General features: G+C 37.1%; 24 protein-coding genes and 1 pseudogene. 17 read left to right on the forward strand and 8 right to left on the reverse strand.

Annotated elements, in window-relative coordinates; all coding sequences use genetic code 11:
* Window positions 1–96: 96 nt before the first annotated feature.
* Window positions 97–1,323: an IS110 family transposase gene (locus MKY81_RS14910; protein ID WP_108073350.1), complete on the reverse strand. Its 1,227-nt coding sequence runs from the start codon at window positions 1,321–1,323 to the stop codon at window positions 97–99.
* Between the two features lie 434 nt (window positions 1,324–1,757).
* On the opposite strand from MKY81_RS14910, the gene MKY81_RS14915 reads away from it, so the two are divergent.
* The 3 genes from MKY81_RS14915 to MKY81_RS14925 all read left to right on the forward strand — a co-directional run bounded on the left by MKY81_RS14915 (window position 1,758) and on the right by MKY81_RS14925 (window position 4,895).
* The gene (locus MKY81_RS14915) at window positions 1,758–2,789 is read left to right on the forward strand and encodes a Gfo/Idh/MocA family protein (protein ID WP_107921258.1); all 1,032 of its coding nucleotides are present in this window, start codon (window positions 1,758–1,760) and stop codon (window positions 2,787–2,789) included.
* A gap of 78 nt (window positions 2,790–2,867) precedes the next feature.
* Window positions 2,868–3,905 (forward strand): Gfo/Idh/MocA family protein, encoded by a 1,038-nt coding sequence (locus tag MKY81_RS14920; protein WP_107921257.1) that lies wholly within the window; start codon window positions 2,868–2,870, stop codon window positions 3,903–3,905.
* A gap of 21 nt (window positions 3,906–3,926) precedes the next feature.
* On the forward strand, window positions 3,927–4,895 hold the full coding sequence (locus tag MKY81_RS14925; RefSeq protein ID WP_066229596.1) for a sugar phosphate isomerase/epimerase family protein: 969 nt from the start codon (window positions 3,927–3,929) through the stop codon (window positions 4,893–4,895).
* Between the two features lie 109 nt (window positions 4,896–5,004).
* Here the strand turns inward: MKY81_RS14925 and MKY81_RS14930 are convergent, their stop codons facing one another.
* Window positions 5,005–5,829, reverse strand: a complete 825-nt coding sequence (locus MKY81_RS14930) for an aldo/keto reductase (protein WP_066229594.1) — start codon at window positions 5,827–5,829, stop codon at window positions 5,005–5,007.
* Window positions 5,830–6,001: 172 nt separating this feature from the next.
* Between MKY81_RS14930 and MKY81_RS14935 the strand changes: the two genes are divergently transcribed.
* The 3 genes from MKY81_RS14935 to MKY81_RS14945 all read left to right on the forward strand — a co-directional run bounded on the left by MKY81_RS14935 (window position 6,002) and on the right by MKY81_RS14945 (window position 7,127).
* A complete protein-coding gene (locus tag MKY81_RS14935) occupies window positions 6,002–6,250 on the forward strand; it encodes a hypothetical protein (protein ID WP_066229591.1) in 249 nt (82 codons plus the stop codon).
* A 121-nt stretch (window positions 6,251–6,371) separates the two neighbouring features.
* Window positions 6,372–6,920 carry a GNAT family N-acetyltransferase gene (locus MKY81_RS14940; RefSeq protein ID WP_066229588.1) on the forward strand — a complete coding sequence of 183 codons (549 nt, stop codon included), beginning with the start codon at window positions 6,372–6,374 and terminating at the stop codon, window positions 6,918–6,920.
* 51 nt (window positions 6,921–6,971) lie between these two features.
* Window positions 6,972–7,127 (forward strand): hypothetical protein, encoded by a 156-nt coding sequence (locus MKY81_RS14945; protein ID WP_165797825.1) that lies wholly within the window; start codon window positions 6,972–6,974, stop codon window positions 7,125–7,127.
* 83 nt (window positions 7,128–7,210) lie between these two features.
* Here MKY81_RS14945 and MKY81_RS14950 read toward each other — a convergent pair whose 3' ends face one another.
* The 4 genes from MKY81_RS14950 to MKY81_RS14965 form a co-directional block, all read right to left on the reverse strand.
* Entirely contained in the window at window positions 7,211–7,501 is a 291-nt protein-coding gene (locus tag MKY81_RS14950) for a hypothetical protein (protein ID WP_066229585.1), read from the reverse strand.
* 137 nt (window positions 7,502–7,638) lie between these two features.
* Complete coding sequence (locus tag MKY81_RS14955; RefSeq protein WP_327991859.1) at window positions 7,639–8,805, reverse strand: pyridoxal phosphate-dependent aminotransferase; 1,167 nt, start codon at window positions 8,803–8,805, stop codon at window positions 7,639–7,641.
* 47 nt (window positions 8,806–8,852) lie between these two features.
* Window positions 8,853–9,293 carry a YtoQ family protein gene (locus tag MKY81_RS14960; RefSeq protein WP_066229580.1) on the reverse strand — a complete coding sequence of 147 codons (441 nt, stop codon included), beginning with the start codon at window positions 9,291–9,293 and terminating at the stop codon, window positions 8,853–8,855.
* Window positions 9,294–9,320: 27 nt separating this feature from the next.
* The gene (locus MKY81_RS14965) at window positions 9,321–9,782 is read right to left on the reverse strand and encodes a flavodoxin (RefSeq protein WP_108071666.1); all 462 of its coding nucleotides are present in this window, start codon (window positions 9,780–9,782) and stop codon (window positions 9,321–9,323) included.
* A gap of 248 nt (window positions 9,783–10,030) precedes the next feature.
* Here MKY81_RS14965 and MKY81_RS14970 point away from each other — a divergent pair, with 248 nt between their 5' ends.
* The 4 genes from MKY81_RS14970 (at window position 10,031) to MKY81_RS14985 (ending at window position 15,330) form a co-directional block, all read left to right on the forward strand.
* Entirely contained in the window at window positions 10,031–10,951 is a 921-nt protein-coding gene (locus tag MKY81_RS14970) for an MBL fold metallo-hydrolase (RefSeq protein WP_108071664.1), read from the forward strand.
* 360 nt (window positions 10,952–11,311) lie between these two features.
* The gene (locus tag MKY81_RS14975) at window positions 11,312–13,222 is read left to right on the forward strand and encodes an outer membrane protein assembly factor BamB family protein (protein ID WP_066229569.1); all 1,911 of its coding nucleotides are present in this window, start codon (window positions 11,312–11,314) and stop codon (window positions 13,220–13,222) included.
* A 135-nt stretch (window positions 13,223–13,357) separates the two neighbouring features.
* Window positions 13,358–13,831 (forward strand): hypothetical protein, encoded by a 474-nt coding sequence (locus MKY81_RS14980; RefSeq protein ID WP_066229567.1) that lies wholly within the window; start codon window positions 13,358–13,360, stop codon window positions 13,829–13,831.
* Window positions 13,832–14,058: 227 nt separating this feature from the next.
* Window positions 14,059–15,330: an MFS transporter gene (locus MKY81_RS14985; RefSeq protein WP_341118187.1), complete on the forward strand. Its 1,272-nt coding sequence runs from the start codon at window positions 14,059–14,061 to the stop codon at window positions 15,328–15,330.
* A gap of 57 nt (window positions 15,331–15,387) precedes the next feature.
* Here the strand turns inward: MKY81_RS14985 and MKY81_RS14990 are convergent, their stop codons facing one another.
* A complete protein-coding gene (locus tag MKY81_RS14990) occupies window positions 15,388–16,755 on the reverse strand; it encodes a DUF4179 domain-containing protein (protein ID WP_108071660.1) in 1,368 nt (455 codons plus the stop codon).
* On the reverse strand, window positions 16,725–17,279 hold the full coding sequence (locus MKY81_RS14995) for a sigma-70 family RNA polymerase sigma factor (protein ID WP_108071658.1): 555 nt from the start codon (window positions 17,277–17,279) through the stop codon (window positions 16,725–16,727). The genes MKY81_RS14990 and MKY81_RS14995 overlap by 31 nt, the downstream gene beginning before the upstream one ends.
* A 294-nt stretch (window positions 17,280–17,573) precedes the next feature.
* On the opposite strand from MKY81_RS14995, the gene MKY81_RS15000 reads away from it, so the two are divergent.
* From MKY81_RS15000 to MKY81_RS15030, 7 genes and pseudogenes are all read left to right on the forward strand, one after another.
* Window positions 17,574–18,488 (forward strand): SDR family oxidoreductase, encoded by a 915-nt coding sequence (locus MKY81_RS15000; RefSeq protein ID WP_066229559.1) that lies wholly within the window; start codon window positions 17,574–17,576, stop codon window positions 18,486–18,488.
* A gap of 27 nt (window positions 18,489–18,515) precedes the next feature.
* On the forward strand, window positions 18,516–19,106 hold the full coding sequence (locus tag MKY81_RS15005) for a TetR/AcrR family transcriptional regulator (protein WP_341118191.1): 591 nt from the start codon (window positions 18,516–18,518) through the stop codon (window positions 19,104–19,106).
* A 294-nt stretch (window positions 19,107–19,400) separates the two neighbouring features.
* Window positions 19,401–19,499, forward strand: a complete 99-nt coding sequence (locus tag MKY81_RS15010; protein WP_084347531.1) for a putative holin-like toxin — start codon at window positions 19,401–19,403, stop codon at window positions 19,497–19,499.
* Window positions 19,500–19,874: 375 nt separating this feature from the next.
* Window positions 19,875–20,570, forward strand: coding sequence for a copper homeostasis protein CutC (locus MKY81_RS15015; RefSeq protein WP_108071652.1), 696 nt, complete (start codon window positions 19,875–19,877; stop codon window positions 20,568–20,570).
* A 173-nt stretch (window positions 20,571–20,743) separates the two neighbouring features.
* Complete coding sequence (locus MKY81_RS15020) at window positions 20,744–21,733, forward strand: LacI family DNA-binding transcriptional regulator (protein WP_108071650.1); 990 nt, start codon at window positions 20,744–20,746, stop codon at window positions 21,731–21,733.
* Window positions 21,726–22,610, forward strand: coding sequence for a ribokinase (gene rbsK / locus MKY81_RS15025; RefSeq protein WP_341118193.1), 885 nt, complete (start codon window positions 21,726–21,728; stop codon window positions 22,608–22,610). The genes MKY81_RS15020 and rbsK overlap by 8 nt, the downstream gene beginning before the upstream one ends.
* Window positions 22,610–22,744: pseudogene (locus MKY81_RS15030) on the forward strand (D-ribose ABC transporter substrate-binding protein); the annotation flags it as partial. The gene rbsK and the pseudogene MKY81_RS15030, both read left to right, overlap by 1 nt.
* Window positions 22,745–22,800: the final 56 nt, after the last annotated feature.

Consider the following 22,800-nt stretch of genomic DNA (forward strand, 5'->3'; position numbering starts at 1 on the left):
AAGGAAAAAAAGGCGCACTGAACTAAACCCGCACCATCACAAGAACGCTTGTTCGGGTTTGCTGAAAGGATTCAAAAGCAGCTATTTGCTTTTGAGTTACACGCTCCTTTTTGGCGTGTAGAGTTGGTGATTGCGTAGTAGCACATCCACCAAACGCACTAATTTTCTTGCAGTCATGACAAGGGCTCTTTTGTGTTGAAATTTCGGAACTTCTTTATACTTCTTTAAGTAAAATTCACGATAGGCGGGTTCATTTCGTTGGACCGAGTTGGCAGCTTCAACTAAGTAATAACGAAGATACTGATTTCCCGACATGACTCGTGGTGTTCGTTCCGATTCATAGTCGCCTGATTGCGATTTTTTCCAGAAGAGACCGGCATATTTAGCTATTTGCGCTTGTGTTTCAAATCGATCAATTTGACCGATTTCGGCGATAATCCCTGCCGCATAAACCGGACCAATACCCGGCACGCTTTTCAAGCACTGTCCTTCTGGAATAATGTGAAATAGGGACTCAATCCCTTTTTCTAACTCTTTGACCTGGTTTTTAAGTGTTTGAATGAGTTTGGCATAGGTGGCCAATACGACATCAACGGAGTCCTGTACGACCTTGCCTAAACGGTAGGAGTCACGAATCGCCTTTTGGATGGATTTCGCAACTTTTTCTGGCTGACGAAAGCGACCTTTTCCTCTCTCTTGAAGGAACTCAGCCAGCTCTTCCAGCTCCATCTGAGCGATCTCATCCAGCGAAAAGGATTCAGCGAACAACTCCATCATGGTCGAACCAAAAACAGAAGTATCTACTTCATTGGTCAATGTATTGCACTTGTAATAGAGATTTTCAAGGAAATGCTGCTTACACTCGGTCAATTGATGAATGACCTGATAACGAGAACGCGTTAAACGCTGAAGGGCAACATACTTTTCTTCCTTGATGATGGTTTTATTATAGCGCCCAAACCGAAGAAAGTCGGCAATCCGAAATGCATCAATTTTATCGGTTTTATCTTCTTCAAATAAGCCTTTAAACCGATGGATCGCCTTTGGATTTTGAACCACCACTTCCACCCCAATCCGTTTTAAGTCGGCATCGTTATCTAAAAGATGCGCAGGGTGAAAGCTATACACAGAGGTGGATTCCATGCCGACAATGATTTTTTCGTAATGGGATTGTCCATGATAAGCTAAGATATTTTCTTTAATCTGGTTCGCTCCATGAATATCGTTTGGAAAAGTCGTTTCTTTTAAACGTGTGTCTTCGCTGTCCAGAAAACACACATCAAGTTTTTTAGAGCTTACATCAATACCTACAAATAAATTCACGGAAAGGACCTCCTTTCATTTGATTATGGAATAAGCTTGGATACTGCGGGATATCCCTAGAAACAATGGTCTGGCAACAGCCTCGCGTATGAGTATTCAAAAGGTGCGTCTCTAAAAGCTGCCCCAATGTCCACTAACATTGGTATAGAAATACACCGATACAGCTTGTGTGTTTGCAGTACAACCATTGTCTGGGTCACAGTCTTTAATCGTAGTCGAACTACAGGAGGAAACAGCATATTCCCAGTTGGATCCATTCCAATGTCTATTATCCAGGGATATCCCCCAGTATCCAAGCAATTCGGGTTGTGCTATTTATGAATATAAAGAGAGAGCAGCATTGCCTCCATCATAGATAGCAATATCTTAATTATTTAGTTATCAAAGAACAATAAAAGCAATTTCTAAAACTTATTATACGAGGAGGAAAAAATATGAGTAAGATTAAAGTTGGTATTATTGGTTGCGGAAGTATTGCCACACATCGTCATTTACCCGAATATGCATTGAATGAAAATGTAGAAATTATTGCGGTTTGCGATATCGTTGAGGATCGAGCTAAAGAAAGAGCGGAGCAATATGGAACGAAATTTTATACGAACTATGAAGAACTCCTAGCTAATGATGAAATTGAGGCTGTTAGTGTATGTACGCCAAACTATCTTCACGCACCCATTTCTATTGCAGCATTAAACGCAGGAAAGCATGTCTTATGTGAAAAACCGATGGCTACATCTGAAGAAGAAGCAAAAGCAATGATTGAAGCAGCAGAAAGAAATGGCAAAAAATTGATGATTGCTCATAATCAACGATTTGTAAGCTCTCATGTGAAAGCTCGTAAATTAATAGAATCAGGTGAAATCGGGAAAATTTATAGTTTCCGGACGGCATTTGGTCATGGCGGACCGGAAAGATGGAGTGCCGATGGTTCAAATAGTTGGTTTTTCAAAAAAGAAAAAGCATTTATCGGGGCAATGGGTGATTTAGGTGTTCACAAAACCGATTTACTTCGTTATTTATTAAACGAAGACATTGTAGAAGTTGCTGCTTTTGTTGATACAGTTGCTAAAAAGGAAACAACCGTTGACGATAATGCTGTTTGCATTTTGAAAACAGAAACCGGAATTATGGGAACACTTGCTGCAAGTTGGTCGTATGTTTCAAGTGAGGACAACTCAACGATTATTTATGGGGAAAATGCCATTCTTCGTCTGGAAGATCATCCGGAGTATTCATTAGTCGTGCAATACAAAAATGGTGAAGTTGTTAAATACGAATTAGGAAAAATCCAGTCTAATGAAGATGGTGGTCAAAACAATACCCATGTAATAGAAAACTTTATTAATAGTATTATTGATAACAGTGAAGTACCAATAAACGGAGACGAAGGTATGAAATCGTTAAACGTCATACTTGCTGCATTGGAATCAAGTAAAACGGGGAAAGTTGAAAAAGTGAAGAGATAAATGTGAACTAATTATAGATGCACTTTAAATAATACGTACAATTAACTCATATTTTGATAGAGGAAGGGGAGGTGCAAAATGAGTAAGATAAAACTAGGAATTGTAGGTGTAGGTGGAATTGCAGTTGATAGACATATCCCCGCCTTTTTAAGGTTAAATGATGATGTTTCAATTGAAGCGGTTTGTGATGTTAATTTCATACGTGCTCAAGAAGTGGCTGAAAGTTTTGGCATTCCACATGCGTATAACGATTATCGGGAAATGTTTACAGTAATTGATGCTGTTGTTATTTGTACACCGAATAAATTTCACTCAGAAATTACTGTTGCTGCCCTTAATTCCGGACTTCATGTCCTATGTGAGAAGCCAATGGCAATGACAGTAGAGGAATGCCAAGCGATGATTGATGCCTCAAAAAAAGCTGAAAAAGTCTTAAGCATTGGATTTCATTATCGCTTTATGAAGGAATCACAAGGTGCAAAACGTATCATGGTTGCAAAGGAAATTGGTCATCCCCTAGTTGTTAGAATCCAAGCATTAAGAAGACGAAAGGTTCCAGGTTGGGGTGTGTTTACAAATAAGGACCTTCAGGGGGGCGGAAGTCTGATTGATTACGGATGTCATTTATTAGACCTTTCTTTATGGTTAATGGGGAATCCGAATCCTGTAGAGGTGTCAGGCACCACGTATCATGCTTTAAGCAACCAGCCCGGACAGGTGAATCAATGGGGAAATTTCAATCATGAAACCTTTAATGTGGATGATCATGTCACAGGATATGTTCGATTTGCTAACGGAGCATCGATGCTATTAGAAGTTTCATGGTCTGCCAATATTGAAAGTGACAAAGAAAGTGTAAGCATATCAGGAGACCAAGGGGGCATTGAAGTATTTCCATTGAAACTAAACTATGCTAAGCATGGGATGTTATTTAACAGTGATGCGACCTGGATGCCGGAAACAGAGGATCCCGGGTATTTGCAGGCGAAGAACTTCGTAGACGTGATATTAAATCGTGCTGAACAAATTGTGAAACCTAAAGAAGCTTTACAAGTATCGCAAATTATGGAAGCTATTTATAAAAGCAGCGAAAATCAAAAAAGTGTTCAATTATAAACGAAAGTGTGGGGAATACAAATGAAACTAGGTGTTTTTACAGTTTTGTTTTCAGATAAATCGTTTACAGAAATGCTTGATTATGTTAAAGATGCTGGTCTTACAGCGGTTGAAATTGGAACGGGCGGATACCCGGGAGACGCTCATTGTAAACTAGATGAATTGCTTGAAAGTGAAACAAAAAGAGGAGAATATTTAAGTGAGATTAGGTCAAGAGGATTAGAAATCAGTGCTTTGAGCTGTCATGGTAACCCATTATCACCTGATAAAGAGTTTGCGGATAAATGTCACAACGACTTCGTTAAAACGGTAAAATTAGCTTCTTTAATGGGGGTACCCGTTGTCAATTGTTTTTCCGGTACACCTGGGGATCATGAAGGTGCCAAATACCCCAATTGGCCAGTTGCACCATGGCCAAACGAATATACGGAAATTTTTAAATGGCAATGGGAAGAAAAACTCATTCCATATTGGAAGGAATGGGGGCAATTCGCAAAAGATCATGATGTAAAGATTGGACTTGAGCTACACGGAGGTTTCTTAGTTCATACTCCGTATACACTTTTAAAATTACGTGAAGCGACATGTGATGCCATTGGCGCGAATCTTGATCCGAGTCATCTTTGGTGGCAAGGAATTGATCCAGTCGGTGCGATTAAAATATTAGCTAAGGAAAATGCGATTCATCATTTTCATGCAAAAGATACCTATATTGATCAAGACAATGTGAATATGTACGGGTTAACTGACATGCAGCCATATGGTGAAGTTCGATCAAGAGCATGGTCCTTCCGCTCTGTTGGCTGTGGTCATGGACTTCAAGAGTGGTCCGACATGATGAGTGCTCTGCGTACATATGGTTATGACTATGTTGTAAGCATTGAACACGAGGATCCAATCATGTCAATCGATGAGGGCTTCAAACGAGCGGTGAAAAACCTTCAATCTGTACTTATTGAAGAGCAACCAGCAAATATGTGGTGGGTGTAATACACCTGTTTTTCTGAAAAGTGTAATAGTAAATCTGTAAGTCGTTCATTCAGTAAAACAAAATCTATTAAAAGAGTGGGACAGTTGATCTGTCCCACTCGTTTCGTAATTATCGGTTGTTCATCTCGTTTGGATGTGGACCTTTACGTTCGTTTTTGTTTAGTTTGTTAATTGATTCCATTTCATCGGTATTAAGTTCGAAGTCAAATACGTTAAAGTTTTCTTCGATTCTAGATGGTGTAACTGATTTTGGAATGACAATTGTATTGTTTTGCAAGTGCCAGCGTAAAACTACTTGTGCTGGTGATTTGCCATGTGCTTTGGCAATTTGTTGTACTGTTTCGTGATTTAATACTTCTCCGCCTTGTTGAAGTGGACTCCATGCTTCAACGAAAATCTCATGCTTTGCACAAAACTCTTTCAATTCATTTTGAGATAAGAAAGGATGGCATTCAACTTGGTTAAGGACAGGTTTGACATCACATTCTTTTAGTAGACGTTCTAAATGCTCAATTTCAAAGTTACAAACACCAATTGCTTTCACACGACCATCATGATAAAGCTTTTCTAGTGCTTTATATGTATCGACATATTGATCAAATTCAGGAGTTGGCCAATGGATTAAATATAAATCAACATAATCAAGTCCTAATCTTTCTAAGCTTTCATCGAATGCACGCAACGTATTTTCGTAACCTTGATCACTATTCCAAACTTTCGTTGTAATAAAAAGTTCTTCTCGAGGTACAGATGTTTGTTTGAGTGCTTTTCCAACACCTTTTTCATTTTCATAAATCATTGCGGTGTCAATAGAACGGTATCCCACTTCAATCGCTTTCGTAACAGCAGCTGTAGCTTCATCATCTTTCACTTGCCAAACCCCAAAACCAAGCTGAGGCATTTTTACACCATTGTTTAACGTAACATGATTCATTCAGCATCACTCCCTAAATTTATTCATTACATATTAAGAATAACAAGTTTATCGTATCGATTTCAAATAATGGAGTCCGAATTACTAATATTATTTTTACTCGCAGAATTGGGACTTCTGTTATAATTGAATTAGATAAAAATATAAAACAAAAAGTAAAGGAATGAATGCAATGGAAACAGTATTTCATGAGTTAAAGGATGGATGGAATCTAGTTGCACATATTAATTGCAAATTATATTCAAATGACAACGAATATGTTTTGCTAGATTGGGATAATGACATTTTAATCCAATTTGCGATTAATGATGATTCCTTTGAAACTACTAGTTCTTCATGGGGATTAAAACTACGATTCAATTATAATTCTAAAACGGTCTATATTGACAATGAACCAGAAGAGTTCGAAGATGAAGAGTAACAAATTTTAGACCTTTTTTCTAAAATAACAGGTGGATTTTTAATTATATCATTTTACATATGAAGTGAAAATCCACGACTACTTTTTTCAGATAGGTCTTATCCTAGAAAAGAGGGAGAACATGTTTATTTATAAAATAGATGATGAGTTGTCATTAAAATTAATCGAATTAAATGATGCAGCAAAGGTATTTGAGCTAACGAATCAATCTCGAGGTTATTTACGTGAATGGTTGCCATGGCTAGATTCAACTACGATGATCGAAGATACGAAGAATTTTATTTCTGGCTGCTTAAAAGGTTATAGTGAAAATAAAAGTTTAACTACGGTCATTCTTTACGATGGCGAAATTGTCGGAACTGCTGGCTTCAATCAACTCAACTGGTCCAATAAAACAGGACAAATAGGATATTGGTTAAGCGAGGATTTTCAGGGAAAAGGGATAATGACAAGAGTGGCTAAAGCATTAACCGACTATGCATTTAAAGAGCTGAAGCTAAATAAAGTCGAAATTAGGGCAGCCGCAGAAAATAATAAAAGCCGGGGGATAGCCGAAAGACTCGGCTTTATGAATGAAGGATGTATCAGGCAGGCGGAATGGCTGTATGATCATTTCGTCGATCATATAGTCTATGGAATGCTGGCAAATGAATGGAATCAACAAGAATAGTATCCCCATAAAATGAATGATCAAACAATTTAATGTGGAACGGGTGGGGCTATGACACTATTCGGATGGATTTTTTGGGGAGCAATCATTTTGTTTTTAATCATTTCATTTATATTTTATAAAAAAGGGACAAAACGTTCTGAGAAAAGTTTAAATCAGCTGGAAGCAGATGAACAGTTTCGTAATTCCTCTAAATTTCCTTACTAGATGGAACTAGAGTGCCATTTCATTGCTACAAACAAAAAAAGCTAACACGTTGGTTAGCTTTTTTTACTTTTATATGGTTATTTTTATTTGTCCTTAATTCCTTGATATACATTTACTAATCCAATTAATATATGCATGATCATTCCGACAACTGGAATAAAAGCAATAATATTCCCGATTATCCCAAAAACAGAAGCAGATTTAGCTTTTACAGCTATAAATGATAAAACCAAACCAATAAAATGAAAAAATATTAACGCTCCAAGCGGTGCCCATGCATGACCGATGATGATAGCTCCTCCGATAAATGGTATTCCGAAAAACAATTCAACAAAACCAATGATGATTTTATAAAAACGTAATAGTGAGTCCATGTTTTTATTATCCCCTTTTTTATGTGAATTATACCATTAACTATGCTTGCATGACATAGATTAGAGCGGAATTAATTAATAAAAGGGGAGTGTTGATGTTAAAATTATGCAAACTCTTGAGGTTTTTTAAAAAAGGGCTAAATAAATAGATTTAACTTTCCAATCCTTTCAATCGCTTCAGTTAATCGTTCTTCCGATACTAACAAACCAACTCGGATATATCCTTCGCCATATTCTCCAAATCCCTTGCCGGCCGCTACAGCTACATCGGCATGTTCGAGGATAAAATCAGCAAACTCTTCACTTGTGAAGCCAGTTGGGATAGGAAGCCAGGCGAAAAACGATCCCGCAGGCGCTTGAACATCCCAGCCAATTTTCTGACAGGCTTGAAGCAATGCATTTCGACGACTTTCATAGCAAGAAACCAATTCATTCACACATTGTTGATCACCGGTTAAGGCTTCAACAGCTGCTTTTTGAATAGCAGGGAAAAGACTGACATATAAATGGTCTTGTATGAGGTTAAGCGCTTCAATAATTACTGGATTCCCAACTGCGAAACCAACCCGCCATCCAGCCATATTATATGTTTTTGATAGTGTATACATTTCAACACCAACATCTTTCGCACCATCCGCTTGGAGGAAGCTGATCGGCTTCTTACCGTCAAAACCGATAGCCCCGTAGGCAAAATCATGAAGGATCGTAATTTGATGTTCTTTCGCAAATTCAACCGTTTTATTGAAAAAATTGAGATCCGCTGTTGCCCCAGTAGGGTTGTTTGGATAATTTAAATACATTAATTTTGCAGCAGTCTTTTGTGTATTTGGAATCGACTCGTAATCTGGCAGAAACCGATTTTCGGGCTTTAATGGAAAGGTTTCATACCGAACATTAGCTAAAACGGTTCCAGAAAGATAATCGGGATATCCTGGGTCCGGCAATAGCATTAATTCATCTTCATTTAGTAGACACATAGGCAATTCGACTAATCCTGCCTTGGCACCAAACAGAATCGCCACCTCGGTTTCCGGATCAATGCTGACATTGTATTGGTTTTTATAAAAGAGAGCTGCAGCCTGCTTTAATTCGCTCAGACCACGAAAGGGCGAGTATCTATGTGACCTAGGGTCTTCTGCAGCAGCTTGCAAGGCTTTAACAATATGTAGGGGAGTTGGTTGGTCGGGATTTCCCTGACCTAAGTTAATAATATCCCGACCTTCCTCAATAGCCTTAGTTACTTTCCCTACAAGTGATGCAAAAAATTGAACCGGTAAATTTTTCAAACGTTCCGAAATTTCCATTCTAATCATTCACCTACTATGTGATAAGGGTTTGACCCCTTGTCCAGTTATTCGAAAATGTATGCTAACACTTCTAATGCTTGCTCGATTGTTTCGACCGTTACATTCGCTTTGTTTGAAAGTTCTTTTAAAGGGTGGATTAAAGACTCAGGGCGAACAATAATCGTTGGTTTATTCATCGTTATTGCTGCACTTGCATCCATTGCTGTATTCCATTGTTTATATTTTTCACCGAAGAGAGCAATAACTACATCGGATTTTTGCATAAGAACCTGCGTACGAAGATTATTAATACTTGATGCGGCATCATCTCTAAAGAATTGATTTGGTTGTTCACCAAGAATTTCTTCCCCAATATCATCTGATTTGTCGTGATTCGTTTGTGGAGAAACAAAGTGAAGTGGCAATTTCTTTTCCTTCGCTTTTTGAATAAGTTGTTCACGCCAATCATCATGAATTTGGCCGGCAAGATATACAGTTAGTTCCATTTTGTTTCCCTCCAAAAGTTTAATATTTTACCTATTTGTTGTTTCTAGCATTATTTTGGCAAAATCTTTGCCAAATTGACGGCAACGCTCTTCTTCTCCGTCTTCGGGCATCAAATCAATTTTCAGCCCATCTAAGACGACATTTGCACCAATATCTGTTAATTTTTCAGAAATCAAATCTACCGCTGCACAAAATGTTTTTTCGTAAAAAGAATCACCAGATCCAAATACCGCGGCGGTTTTACCAGTTAAATCATATGCGTCCATTTCCTCATAAAAGATCATAAATTCATCAGCAATGACGCCACCTTCATATGTGTAGGAACCTAGAATAATTCCGTCATATTTTAGCATTTCCTTTGGATTCGCACGAAGTGATTCGCGTACGGTAATTTCAATTCCTTCTTCTTTTATCGCTTCTTCAATTATTTCCGCAATGACCTCGGTATTACCGGTCATACTTGCATATACGAGTAAAATATTTTTCATGACAAGACCTCTGTTACTTTTTCTATTGATGTTTTCCAATGATTATCTTATCATATCGTTTTTATCATTACTTAATAGAAAAATTGAATTTACTTTAAATCTACCACTCCTCTAATTGAAATATTATGAATAGTTTATCATTTAAGTGTTTTTTACGCAAAGAAGACTATTTATTAGTTGCTTTTTTTCGAAAACTGTATAAAAATTGTGGGAAAAACAAGGTAAAAGGAATCACGGGAGGCATCCTAATGGGAAGAGAAAGATATACAAATTTAAACGGAAATAGGAATGTTAATTCATTCAATGATTTGCTCAAATGGCAGCGAGAACGTCGAATGAAAAAGAAAGATTTATCCTATATCGTTCCTCAAGCTTCCGATAAAAAGATTGACTACTTACAGTCGAATAGACATGAAGCAACCATTACTTGGATCGGACATTCATCCTTTCTTATTCAAATGAATGGATTGAATATTGTAACAGATATCGTATGGGCAAATCGGATGGGGCTGGACATACGTTTAACGAATCCCGGCATACAACCCGATGAAATGCCGGAAATTGATGTTGTCTTAATTTCCCATAGTCATTATGATCATCTTGACATCCCTTCATTAAAAAAGTTAAAAGGAAGCACAATGTATTTCGTTCCAATTGGGCTAAAACCTCTATTAAAAAGAAAAAGGTTCCAAAATGTAAAGGAATTTAGTTGGTGGGATAGTACTTTCATAGATGATGTAAAGTTTACCTTTGTTCCCGCGCAACATTGGACGAAAAGGTCATTAACTGATACAAATACATCCCATTGGGGTGGATGGATTATTGAAGCAAGTGAGAAAACAATCTATTTTGCGGGTGATAGCGGTTATTTTGACGGATTTAAAGAAATTGGTAGAAAGTACAAAATCGACTATGCATTAATCCCGATTGGTGCCTACGAGCCTGAATGGTTTATGTCGTCCCAACATATTAATCCGGAAGAGGCGGTGAAAGCATTTATAGATGTAAAGGGGCGCTACTTTATCCCAATGCATTACGGTGCATTTCGATTGGCTGATGATACACCGAAAGAAGCTCTCGATCGATTATTGATTGAATGGGAAAGAAAAAAATTAGACAAATCCTCATTGTTTTTATTGAAATTAGGTGAAACCATCCGTGTGGATTAAACAAACATTAAATAAGACATTTATCAATCTCATACAAAAAAGTGATATGTGAACGTTCACATGTCACTTTTTTTGTTGTACAAGAAAAAAACAGACACGACTATCCGTCGAAGTATGAAAAGTACTGGATATTGGAGGTTCCACAGTGGTGATTATCTGGTAATAAACAAGATAATACGATTACTTTTTTTGCTGAAGAGGTCGATTTTTCACAGATTGTATAATTTAGGTATTTTCAGGACAATATATCTTTGTTCTTATCAAAATAAGATTGTTTTTACGAGGAGGGAACAAACTGAAATATTTCATCATTAGTTATTCACTCTATTTTAAGATTTCACAGCATGAGGAGGTATTTTCGTGAAACGTTATTTAAAGGCAGCAGGTTCTGTTTTGTTGGCCGGAATGGTTCTTGTCGGCTGTCAATCGAATAATAACGGGACCAATAAATCCGATAACAATCAGGCAAATCAAGTTAAGGATACCGGATTCCCTAATTGGGGTTATGACCTTCAACATACTCGTCATGTGCCCTATAAAGAGATTACAAAAGATAATGTAAAAAAAATGGGGATTGTTTGGCAACAGGATATTTTAGAATGGAATAAGGATGTTCCGAATTTACAAGAGGATTTTCCTATCGTACAAAACGGGGTCATGTATGTGACTAGTGCCAAAAATCATGTGTTTGCAATCGATGCCAAAAGCGGAAAGAAACTATGGGCATGGACACCTCCTAAGGAGGTACTTGATCATATTAATAGCTTGCCATGGCAATCCAATGTCGCAAGTAGAGGTGTCGCTGTAGCCGAAGGAAATGTATATGTCTTAATGATAGACAATCGGCTGGCCAAACTTGATGCGAAAACAGGTAAACTGAAGAAAATGGTCAACTTTTGGGATTATGAACCTACCATTAAGTTAGAGAATAGATACTACGAATCCTCAGCCCCAATGTATTATGATGGCAACGTTTACGTTGGAAGCAGCGGCGGTGATAATGGTACACGAGGCTTCGTTTGGGCGTTTAAAGCAGATACCCTTGAACCGCTATGGAAGGAACCGTTTTGGACCATTCCAGAAAGAGGAAAGGGATGGGTGAAAGGTAAATATACTGGTGGAGGTTCCGTATGGACACCGATGTCATTCGATCCGGATACAGATATGATGTATTTTGCTGTAGGAAATCCAGCTCCTGACTTTTACGATGAAGACAGAAAAGGGAAAAATCCATATACGGATTCCATTGTCGCTTTGGATAGTAAAACAGGAAAATTTAAGTGGGCATCCTCCCAAGTTGATCACGATGTATGGGACTACGATGCTGCCGCGACACCGATGGTTCTCAATGCCAAGGTCGGCGGGAAAAAACAAAAGATTGTGGTTGAAGGCGGCAAGAATGGAAAATGGTATGCATGGGATGCCAAAACTGGAAAAACCATTTACGATGGTGTACCGTTTGTGAAAATTAAACATTCGAAACCATCAAGTGACCCGAATAAAGTTCAACTTCAATGGCCGGGTACACCAGGTGGAGAGAGTTACGCTCCTGAGACTTATGATCCTGAAACCAACTATGTGCTTATTCCGGGTATTAATAGCCCGAATGTAATGTTATCAGCGAAAGATCGGAAAGAGATTGCCAAAGATAACAATACCTTTCCTGGAACGAAGATACTCCCTTTACCAAAAAATATTATTCCATCCGGTAACATTACTGCTATAGACGTTAATACCGGGAAAAAAGTATATCAAATCAATACTGACGATCCGATGTATGGCGGATTCACAAGTACCGCTACCGGTCTCGCTTTTTACGGGGAAATGGACGGAGCAGTGAATGCTCTCGATATTAAAAAAGGTAAAGTATTATGGAGCATGAAAAGTGGCGGAAAAGCAATTAAAATGGCGCCTTCCATTTATATGGTTGACGGCAAGCAATATGTTGCGGTGATTACGGGCGGAACGAGAGTTGTCGTTTATGGACTTGGCGGTAAGGAAAAAATTGCGACCACTAATAAGAATGCAAAATTACAAGGGCAAGCCGACGTAGTTGTCAAACCAGAAGAGGTTTACAAAAAAAGTTGTATATCCTGTCATGGAGATAATCTTCAAGGCGCAACAGCTCCAAACCTTCAACATGTAGGTAAAACAATGTCAAAAGAAGAAATATTGAATCAAATCTTAAACGGCGGCGATCGCATGCCAGCAGGACTGGCTAAAGGTGCCGAAGCAGAAGCACTAGCAGAATGGTTATCGAAAAAGAAATAATGTTTCGGAGAAAGTGAATTTCTTCATAAAAGCGGTCAATTTCTGAAGCAATCCGAGCCCGATTTCTTCATTCGGGCTCATATAGTTTTATTTTCAGTGGTGAAACCTATAAACGATAAATAAGGATGGTGTAAAATGAGGAACCTATCGAAAAATACCATGCGATTCAGTGGTGGTGTCGCCTTATTAATTTGCTTGCTCATTGGCTTTGCTTCTCCAACCTTGACTAGTGCCGAATCCATGTCAAATCAAGGCTTAGGTTCGGCAGAAGTTAACGGAATTAAGCTGACAATCAATGGATATTCCATCGTAAACCACGGTCAAAACATTAGGCTGTATTATACGATACATTCAAAATCGGATATTCAAGTAAATCCAAACGCCAAGAGCCTAATGGCAAGTCCGCATATATGGGTGGCACACACGTTAGTTCGTGAAACTTCCGATACTTTTAAAAAAGTAGGTAAAAACGAATATAAAGGGACGATAGAAGCCCAACTTCATCAATACAGACCGGAAAAACCTCATGTAACATTTAAGACTGATGGGATTTTTAATCAAAATGGTGAATGGGCGATTGACTTTATTTTGAATAATGCTGAATACTAAAATAGCTAACATTGGTTTGAATGCCCTAAAAGCATAGTAGAAATTTTATGTAAAACAGCGCTTCTTGGCTAGGAAGGGCTGTTTTACGTATTTTTCCTTGTATCTGTATGGATTACTAGAGAATCTCTTTCCTTTTTATAATGTAAACGCCTCCATAAAATTTTCTTCTTCTTTCCTTTAAAAATAGGAGTATAATGATAAAAAAATGTAAATAGGGGAAGAGGTCATTGAAGAAACAGAGCAGTTATAGATGGGTCGTTTTTGGTGTAGTATTGTTCTCCTATTTTCTTATAGTGAGTCAACGTACCGCTCCTGGTTTAATTTCAGAGCAATTAATGAAGGAGTTTCATGTTTCAGCTGCAGTTATAGGATTATTAACGAGTATTCAGTTTTTAGCTTACTCAGGTCTACAAATACCGATTGGAATTTTGTCCGATCGTTTTGGCCCTAATTATTTTCTTATTTTCGGAACACTTCTTAATGGTATAGGTACCTTAATATATAGTATCGCACCAAACGAGGGGTTTTTACTTTTTGCAAGATTGTTAGTTGGTATAGGTGATGCAGCGATTTGGGTTAATTTAGTACTTATTTTAAGTCAATGGTTTAAAGCAAATGAATTCGTACAATTACTAGGATTTGCGGGAATGAGTGGGAGCTTAGGATTTTTAATGGCAACTGTTCCATTTTCCGCTTCTATCGATCTCATCGGCTGGAGAGCCCCATTTCTTATCATAGGATGCCTTTTATGTATTTTTGGGATTCTTCTTTATATTGTTCTAGTAAAAAAACCGATACAAATGAATATTACACCGAAAAACGTGAATCGTTCTATTGATCATTCCAGTAAAAAAGGTGATAAAACGATTGTTATTCTAAGACGACTGTTTTCCAGTCGTCAAGCATGGGCAACTTTTTTATGCCATTTTGGTGTTGTCGGAACGTATGTAGGTTTTATTGGATCTTGGGCAGTTCCATTTGGGATGAACATGTATGGAATGACACGGTCAGGAGCAAGTCAATTAATTATGATTGGATTAATCGGTGCGATTATTGGTGCCCCTTTAACAGGCTGGGTTACGAATCGTTTGAATATGATAAAGCGACCATATTTAGTCGTTCATATTTTTACGTTGTGCAGTTGGGTTACTTTTTTCTTATGTGGAGGTAAGCCACCATACTACCTGGTTATCATCCTTTTTTTAATCATAGGATATGGTAATGGTGCAAGTGCTTTAACTTTTGCAGTCGTTCGCCAATCATTTCCAATCAAGGAGGTTGGTGTCGTTTCAGGATTTGCAAATACCGGAGGATTTTTAAGTGCTGTCCTATTACCGAGTATTTTTGGAAAAGTATTAGATTATTTTCACGCGGGTTCTATAGGATATCACTATGGCTTTATTATTCCAGTTGTCTTTTCACTTTTTGGGCTAGTTGGTGGGATGATGATTAAGGAAAAGAATCAAGAGGTGAACCAATCTCGAGAATTAACTGTGTAACATATTAAAGGAACATAGGAGATTGCCTATGTTCCTAAATCTTTGTATTATGCTTATCTATTTTAATTTCACTGTTATTGGCGGTAATCTTTTTTCAGGTAATAACATAGAAAATGGCACTGCTAATGAATAGTTTTCCATGTTGAAATTATCTATCCCATATTTTCCATCCAATTTAAATGTTGCTTGGAATTGTAGATTATCACTGTCCAACACTTTGATTGTACTTCCTTTAACAAAGTGTCCCATTGCCGGTCGATCCTTGCCAATTTCTGAAGAATCAATAAGCTTCATATTTTCACCGAAATTTTCTAAATCATAACTTAATTTTTTTGTATCTATATGATCTAGTGAGTATTGCATAGTTAATTTTCTTTTATTTTGTTGAATTCGATGAACCTTCAATGTTGCATTACCACGATTACTTTTCATTTCAAACCCGTTTTCATTTAGCGGGTGGGTAGTATAAGATTCAGAAAATCTAATATAAGGATAAATTTTTAGAAACTTTGTGTTTTCAGTTATTTTACCAATAGTCGAGCGTTCCTCGGATTCAATCCTGTTATTAACTTTTTTTCTGCCGAATTCGATCCCTGAACTTAATACTGGGATTTCATTGCCTTTATCATCTATAACTTTATCAATCCGCGCCATGTCGTCTTTGCCGGAAAGTGAATAGATGGCTTTATAGTCTAAAACTGCCGATCCTTTTCCGATCGTAATTGTTTCGAAATTTATTTTTTGTTCATTATCAATACTTTGTATAGACTCCCCAATATTCACCTTTTTGTTAGCCAATTGTTGAATTGGAATATCAAATCTCCATTTTCCTTTTACCTCATTAAAGGATGTAAAAGTGAGCGGCAACGTCATATGTTGCGGAAGATCTTTGTCTGGATAATCAATAAGGATCTGACCAACACACCCATCTGATGTAACTTTTCCACCGTACTGAGCTCCCAGATCCCACTTATAACTGCCGTCCGCAATTTTTACATCATACCAAAAATCATTTGATTTTGGTCGAAAGTGATCGACCTTAAAAGTTACACTAATTCTCCCACCATCATAATACACGCCGTTGACGGTTACACCTAGACCATTGCTGACCGCTTGTTGATTTAATTGGGTTACCAGTTTACTAGTTGTTAGATTTTCACCAACTGAATCATGAAAGGAAGAATAAATTTTCCCCATGATTGGTACATCTGCCAGAACACGTCCCATTTGTGGAAAAACAAATCCTGAACCGAAAAAACCAACTATTAAAGAAGAAGCAATCAATGGAATTACGAATTGTTTCATTTTCGGTTTAGTGGTTTTTTCTCTTTGAGCTTTTAATATTCCACTCTTGATTACCGATCGAACTTCATTATGTGGCACATCAATCTTCTTCATTTCGTCATTAATCCACTGTTTATCCATGAATCATCACTTCCTTCTAATAATTTCTTTAATGATTTCCTGGCACGGTGTAAATACGATTTCACAGTTCCCTCGGGTACCTCCATATGCCAAGCAATTTGCCGTATAGGGAGGTCGTGGTAATAATAGAGGAGAATCACCTTTTGATAATTTACCTCTAATTGTTGAATTGCTACTTGTAAATCGATATTTTGCTCAGACTGTATCGGCTTAGTTATGGATTCAGCGGCAAATTTGCTTTCTTCGTTGATTTTTACTACTTTTTGTCTCGTACGTAATAATTCATAGGCATTATTGATCAAAATGCGCATTAACCATGTTTTAAAATAGCTCGGTTCTTTTAATTTATCTAATGACAAGTAAGCTTTATAAACGGTTTCTTGAACAACATCAAGTGCATCCTCTTTGTTATGTACGTAGATGTAGGCGGTACGATATAATTGCTCTTCATATTTGCCAATAAGCTCTTCAAAAGCTTTACTGTCACCTTTACGCGCCTTTTTAATTCGCTTTATTTCATCCATCCTTCATCCTCCTTTCACCTATTAGATAGTGTTTTGGATCATTGGGTTGCAAAAAAATAAATATTTTTTTAAATGAGGTGAATATGGAGTATGTTAAGTGTAGCACTTGTTGAAAACTAATTCTTACAAACTAAACTAATATTTATTGACTTAGCTAATGAGGTCAGATTTCCACTAATATTGTTAAAAAAGAGAAGAAAAAGATGATAAGTATATGTAAACCCTTCGGTATTTTCAAAGTAAAATAAAAAGTAAATGAACCATTCATTCACGGGTCCATTTAGGAAGGGGCAAATGATATTGGATAATTCAACTTGGTCTGTAAAAGATAAATATGTTTTAATTACTGGAGCTACGAGTGGGATTGGTTTGGCGGCTGTTAAGGAGTTAGCTTCTCGTGGTGCAAATATAGGAATCATTGCGCGAAATCAAGGCAAAGCAAATAAGGTAGCGAACGAATTAAAACAATCATTAGGTCACAAGAAAAACATTGATGTATTTCTTGCAGATATGGCTTCTCAGCAATCAATACGAAAAGCAGCAGCGGAAATTCTAACGAAATGTCCTAAAATAGATATTTTAATTAACAATGCTGGAGCATTATTTGAAAAACGTCAGCTTACTGAGGATGGAATTGAAATGACTTGGGCGGTAAACTATTTAGCTCCTTTTTTACTTACTTCTTTATTAATCGAGAGAATGAAAGAAAATGAGCATGCACGTATTATTACAACCGCTTCACATGGTCATAAGATGGCTAAAACAGGCATTAATTTCGATGATTTAAGTGCAGAGAAACTTTATAAATCTCCAAAAAAATTCTTCGGCGGTCCAACTTTGCGTTATGCAGAGACAAAACTTGCAAATATTTTATTTACTTTAGAATTAGCCAAAAAACTTAAGGGGACCAACGTCTCTTCTTATTGCTTCGATCCCGGATTAGTAGCCACCAATTTTAATCAAAATAATGGATGGTTAGCTCGCAGTACGATGGCTGTGATGAAGATCTTTTCACGAACGCCTGAAAAAGGTGCTGAAACATTAGTATGGCTCGCCGACTCAGATGAGGTAACCGATCATAGTGGTCTTTATTATGCGGATATGGAAGTGGCGACACCATCTGTTCAAGCTCAAAATATTGATTCTGCTAAGAAATTGTGGAAAATAAGCGAGGATCAAGTGCAACATTCTCTTAAACTGATTAGTTAGATTAATTATATTGGAGAGTGAATACGGTTGTCATTAGTAGATGGTCAAAAAATAGATCCTGCTCATGAAGAAAGAAAATCTAAAATAAAGAAAGCGGCATTGAAAGTATTTGCACATCATGGGCTGACTGGAACAAAAATGAGTATGATTGCTGCAGAAGCGGGTATTAGTCAAGGCTTAACTTATCGCTATTTTCAATCAAAGGACGTCCTTTTTACTGAACTTGTTCAGGAAGCAGTCGAAGAAGCGCACACCACAATCAAGAATATACATTCATATTCAAGTACGCCAATCGATCAAATGAGGGTGTTAACTAGAAGAATGCTCGAGGAAAATCATAAAAATTATTTTCTCATTCTCCAACAGGCAAACATTTCACCGAATGTCCCAAATGACGTTACGATCCTTTTGAAAAAATATTCTACCAAAAATATTATCGATGAGTTGATCCCTCTTTTCGTTAAAGGACAACAAATAGGTCAATTTTGTGAAGGAGATCCTGATGAGCTTTTATACCTCTTTTTTTCTGTTATTACCGGATTAATGCTTCAAGATATTCCATCATCGTCTTTAAATAATCCACATTCGATTGAACTCATCATGAAGATTTTACAATAGAAATTGTTAAATATGAATACTTTTTGTAAATACGGATTGACAGATTTTATCTGGTTCTTAATTTATTTAGAAACAAAAAAAGAAAAAGAACATTTCAAAAAAATAATATAAAATCGAATTCACATACGTTAAGAAACCGAGTTTTTAAATTAAAGCAGTTTTCTTTTTGGCTCCTAGTAAAATTGTAGGATTTATCAAAAAATGATATAAAATACGAACGTATGTGCTATAATAAAGAAGACATAGTTTGCAGGGTGGGCAGTGGTCACTTCCTCGTGAAGGAGGTGATTGCTGATGATCACAGTATACGAAGCCATTTCACTTATGATCACTTTCGGATCATTAATCGTTGCAGTGATTGCAGTTGTTATTTCTCTTATTAAACGGAAATAACCCACCCTGCTCAAGGCCGTGAGTCAAGGGGTGGGTTATCCATCTAGGGCCACTGCACTTCTTGCAGTTTACTGTGTTAGGAACATTGGGTGCAACCAATGTTCCTTTTTATTATTTTCTGTTATCTTCAGTATATACAAATTATACGAGTGAATCAAATGTATTCTGCTATGATTTATCCCCAATTTAAGTTGTTATATAAATTACCAAATTATCGTTATTTGCTCTTTCAATCGTTGGTAAGCACAGTCTTTGTACGGTTTACTATAATTATTTTTATGTTTACAATAGTAAAGTTAGCAAAACGCAATAAACATAACAAACAACAGATTTATAAATAATTGAAGACAGTTCTTACACCGAGGAGGTTATAAAATGATCATCGAAGTAATTACGGATTCGAAGCATGATTCAATAATTGCTGAACAAGCAGGAGCTCATCGAATTGAATTAATTACAGGGGTATTAGAAGGTGGACTTACACCTAGTTATGGGTTAATTGAAAGTGTATGTCAGTCCGTTACAATTCCCGTTAATGTTATGATTCGACCGCATAGCCGAAGCTTTTGTTATACCGAGGATGAACTGAAAATGATGGCACAAGATATTAAAATTTGTAGAGACTTGGGTGCAGCGGGAGTCGTTTTTGGAGCTATTACGGAAGATAAGCATGTTGACGAGCATGCCTTAAACTATTTAATTTCCGCATCAAAGGGATTAGATATTACTTTTCATCGAGCTTTTGATGAAGTTCACGATCAATTTGAAGCATTAAGTATTATTGATCAACACGAGGAAATATCTAGGATATTAACATCTGGTGGGAAAGCTAAAGCGATCGAAGCCACTAATCAACTCCAACAATTAGTTGAAAAATCAAATAGAGTGGAAATTTTGGCTGGTTCAGGGTTGAAACCAAGTAATATTACTCAACTTTTAGATGATGTTCACGTTTCGGAAATTCATTTTGGCACTGGAGTTCGTTTTCAAGATAGTTTTTATCAAGATATTGACCCAGAAAAAATTCACGAAGTTATAAAGATTGCTGAAACATATTCTAAGAGAAAATAAACGAATGTTGAACCTACTTTTTTGAAAAGTAGGTTTTTTGTTTTATTAGAAAAAGTTTAACTGACATTCATTGAAGCAATTGTTCGTATGAATTGAAAAAAATTCCTTGTTATTTAAATTTGAGTGTGATATTCTGTACGTGGAAACGGTTACATAAAAAGGGGTGAAGCGAACTGGCAACAATTCGTGAAGTTGCGAAAGCAGCTGGTGTATCAGTTGCTACGGTTTCTAGAGTGTTAAATGAAACCGGTTACGTGCGTGAGGATACAAGAAAGGCTGTTAATGCAGCGATTGAAAAATTAAATTACAGTCCGAATGAGGTAGCACGTTCATTATTTAAACGAAAATCAAAACTTATCGGACTTTTATTACCTGATATTACAAATCCTTTTTTTCCGTTATTAGCTCGTGGTGTAGAGGATGAAATGAGATTGCACGATTTTCGTCTAATATTTGGAAATACGGATGAAGATACCGAAAAAGAAAAAGATTATATCCAAACATTTCAACAGAATAATGTTATTGGTCTAATATCTATGACAAATAACTTAAGTAAATCGACATATGATGATTTGTCGATTCCGGTTGTCTTTCTAGATCGAACATCTACGAGCCTTCCGTCCGTATATGCAGATGGTATGGAGGGAGGACGAATCGCTGCAAGGGAAATGATTAAAAGAGGTAGCAAACGAATAACATTAATTAAAGGTCCGTCCCATTTGCAGACTGCCAGAGATCGTTTTCAGGGAGCACTTGAAGTGCTAAGTTCTTCTGATGTGAACTTTTATGTAATGTCAACGTCTTCCTTTTCTTTTAATGACGCCGAAAAGTGGGCGAAAGAGATGTTTGAAAAATATGGAGATACCGATGGGGTTATTGCTAGTAATGACATTGTGGCAACTGCGGTTTTACATGAATCATTACGTTCAGGAAGATCGATACCTGAAGACATACAAATTATCGGTTTTGATGATATTCCGCATAGTGCATTGTTATTCCCTCCGTTATCAACGATTAGACAACCCGCCTATGAAATGGGGAAAGAAGCAGCAAAACTATTGATTAAACAGATAAAGAACAAAAAAGATGAAGAACAAAATATTCAATTACCAGTTACGTTTATCGAAAGAAGTACAACGAGAAAGGTTGATCAAGATGTCTAAAATTGTCGTTATTGGTAGTTCATCAATCGATTTGGTCGTTTCAGCGGAGAGACGACCGAAAGCTGGTGAAACGATTATTGGGGAATCATTTAAAACGGTTCCAGGTGGAAAAGGGGCGAATCAGGCAGTTGCAGCAAGTCGTTTAGGAGCTCAAGTTTATATGATTGGCTGTGTAGGTGATGATAACTTCGGGAAAGTAATACTTGATAATTTTAAAGAAAATGAAGTAATTATCGATTGTGTGGAACCGGTTACGGGTGTTGAGAGTGGTACAGCACATATAACACTTGCTGAAGGTGATAACAGCATTATTGTTGTTAAAGGGGCGAATAATTATGTAACTCCTGAGTATGTCAATCAAGCCAGAAATATTATTGAAAGTGCGGAAATTGTGTTAATTCAACAAGAAATTCCCGAAGAAACAGTAGAATTTGTTGCTGATATGTGTAAAGAGTTGGATGTTCCACTTTTGTTAAATCCGGCACCGGCAAGGGTGATAAGTCAATCTGTAATCGAAAAAGTGGCTTATTTAACTCCGAATGAGCATGAAGCATCCATACTATTTAAGGGTTTAAAGATTGGGGATGTTTTAAAAAAATATCCTAATAAATTATTCATAACTGAAGGCATCCGAGGTGTTCGCTATCATAACGGTGAAAAAGTGGTGCTCATTCCGACGTTTGAAGTTGAAACCGTTGATACAACCGGGGCAGGGGATACATTTAATGCAGCTTTTGCTGTTGCATTGGCTGAAGGACAATCGATTGAAGAAAGTGTTCGGTTTGCTAATCGAGCCGCTTCGCTTTCGGTTACGAAATTTGGTGCGCAAGGTGGAATGCCTTCAAGAGCTGAAGTGGAAGGATGTCTTAAGAAATGAAATTAAATGCAACCGTTGCCCAACAACCAGAACTAATCGGCAAACTTGCGGTAAACGCAGCTGGTGATATTTTGCAAGGGAAGAAAGTTGAAAAGAATATTCCGGTCCCACTGAAGCTAGTTACGAAAAAATAAAATCTGCCCTCATGTCCTCTTTATCCATCGACATGGGGGTTTTTCATATTTACTTA

It is taken from the genome of Heyndrickxia sp. FSL W8-0423 (assembly GCF_038009395.1).
Classification (GTDB): domain Bacteria; phylum Bacillota; class Bacilli; order Bacillales; family Bacillaceae_C; genus Heyndrickxia; species Heyndrickxia sporothermodurans.

Coding starts and splice junctions, on each gene's coding strand:
- MKY81_RS14915 (WP_107921258.1), top strand. CDS start 1,758: ATGAGTAAGATTAAAGTTGGTATTATTGGTTGCGGAAGTATTGCCACA.
- MKY81_RS14920 (WP_107921257.1), top strand. CDS start 2,868: ATGAGTAAGATAAAACTAGGAATTGTAGGTGTAGGTGGAATTGCAGTT.
- MKY81_RS14925 (WP_066229596.1), top strand. CDS start 3,927: ATGAAACTAGGTGTTTTTACAGTTTTGTTTTCAGATAAATCGTTTACA.
- MKY81_RS14930 (WP_066229594.1), bottom strand. CDS start 5,829: ATGAATCATGTTACGTTAAACAATGGTGTAAAAATGCCTCAGCTTGGT.
- MKY81_RS14935 (WP_066229591.1), top strand. CDS start 6,002: ATGGAAACAGTATTTCATGAGTTAAAGGATGGATGGAATCTAGTTGCA.
- MKY81_RS14940 (WP_066229588.1), top strand. CDS start 6,372: ATGTTTATTTATAAAATAGATGATGAGTTGTCATTAAAATTAATCGAA.
- MKY81_RS14945 (WP_165797825.1), top strand. CDS start 6,972: ATGACACTATTCGGATGGATTTTTTGGGGAGCAATCATTTTGTTTTTA.
- MKY81_RS14950 (WP_066229585.1), bottom strand. CDS start 7,501: ATGGACTCACTATTACGTTTTTATAAAATCATCATTGGTTTTGTTGAA.
- MKY81_RS14955 (WP_327991859.1), bottom strand. CDS start 8,805: ATGGAAATTTCGGAACGTTTGAAAAATTTACCGGTTCAATTTTTTGCA.
- MKY81_RS14960 (WP_066229580.1), bottom strand. CDS start 9,293: ATGGAACTAACTGTATATCTTGCCGGCCAAATTCATGATGATTGGCGT.
- MKY81_RS14965 (WP_108071666.1), bottom strand. CDS start 9,782: ATGAAAAATATTTTACTCGTATATGCAAGTATGACCGGTAATACCGAG.
- MKY81_RS14970 (WP_108071664.1), top strand. CDS start 10,031: ATGGGAAGAGAAAGATATACAAATTTAAACGGAAATAGGAATGTTAAT.
- MKY81_RS14980 (WP_066229567.1), top strand. CDS start 13,358: ATGAGGAACCTATCGAAAAATACCATGCGATTCAGTGGTGGTGTCGCC.
- MKY81_RS14990 (WP_108071660.1), bottom strand. CDS start 16,755: ATGGATAAACAGTGGATTAATGACGAAATGAAGAAGATTGATGTGCCA.
- MKY81_RS14995 (WP_108071658.1), bottom strand. CDS start 17,279: ATGGATGAAATAAAGCGAATTAAAAAGGCGCGTAAAGGTGACAGTAAA.
- MKY81_RS15000 (WP_066229559.1), top strand. CDS start 17,574: ATGATATTGGATAATTCAACTTGGTCTGTAAAAGATAAATATGTTTTA.
- MKY81_RS15010 (WP_084347531.1), top strand. CDS start 19,401: ATGATCACAGTATACGAAGCCATTTCACTTATGATCACTTTCGGATCA.
- MKY81_RS15015 (WP_108071652.1), top strand. CDS start 19,875: ATGATCATCGAAGTAATTACGGATTCGAAGCATGATTCAATAATTGCT.
- rbsK (WP_341118193.1), top strand. CDS start 21,726: ATGTCTAAAATTGTCGTTATTGGTAGTTCATCAATCGATTTGGTCGTT.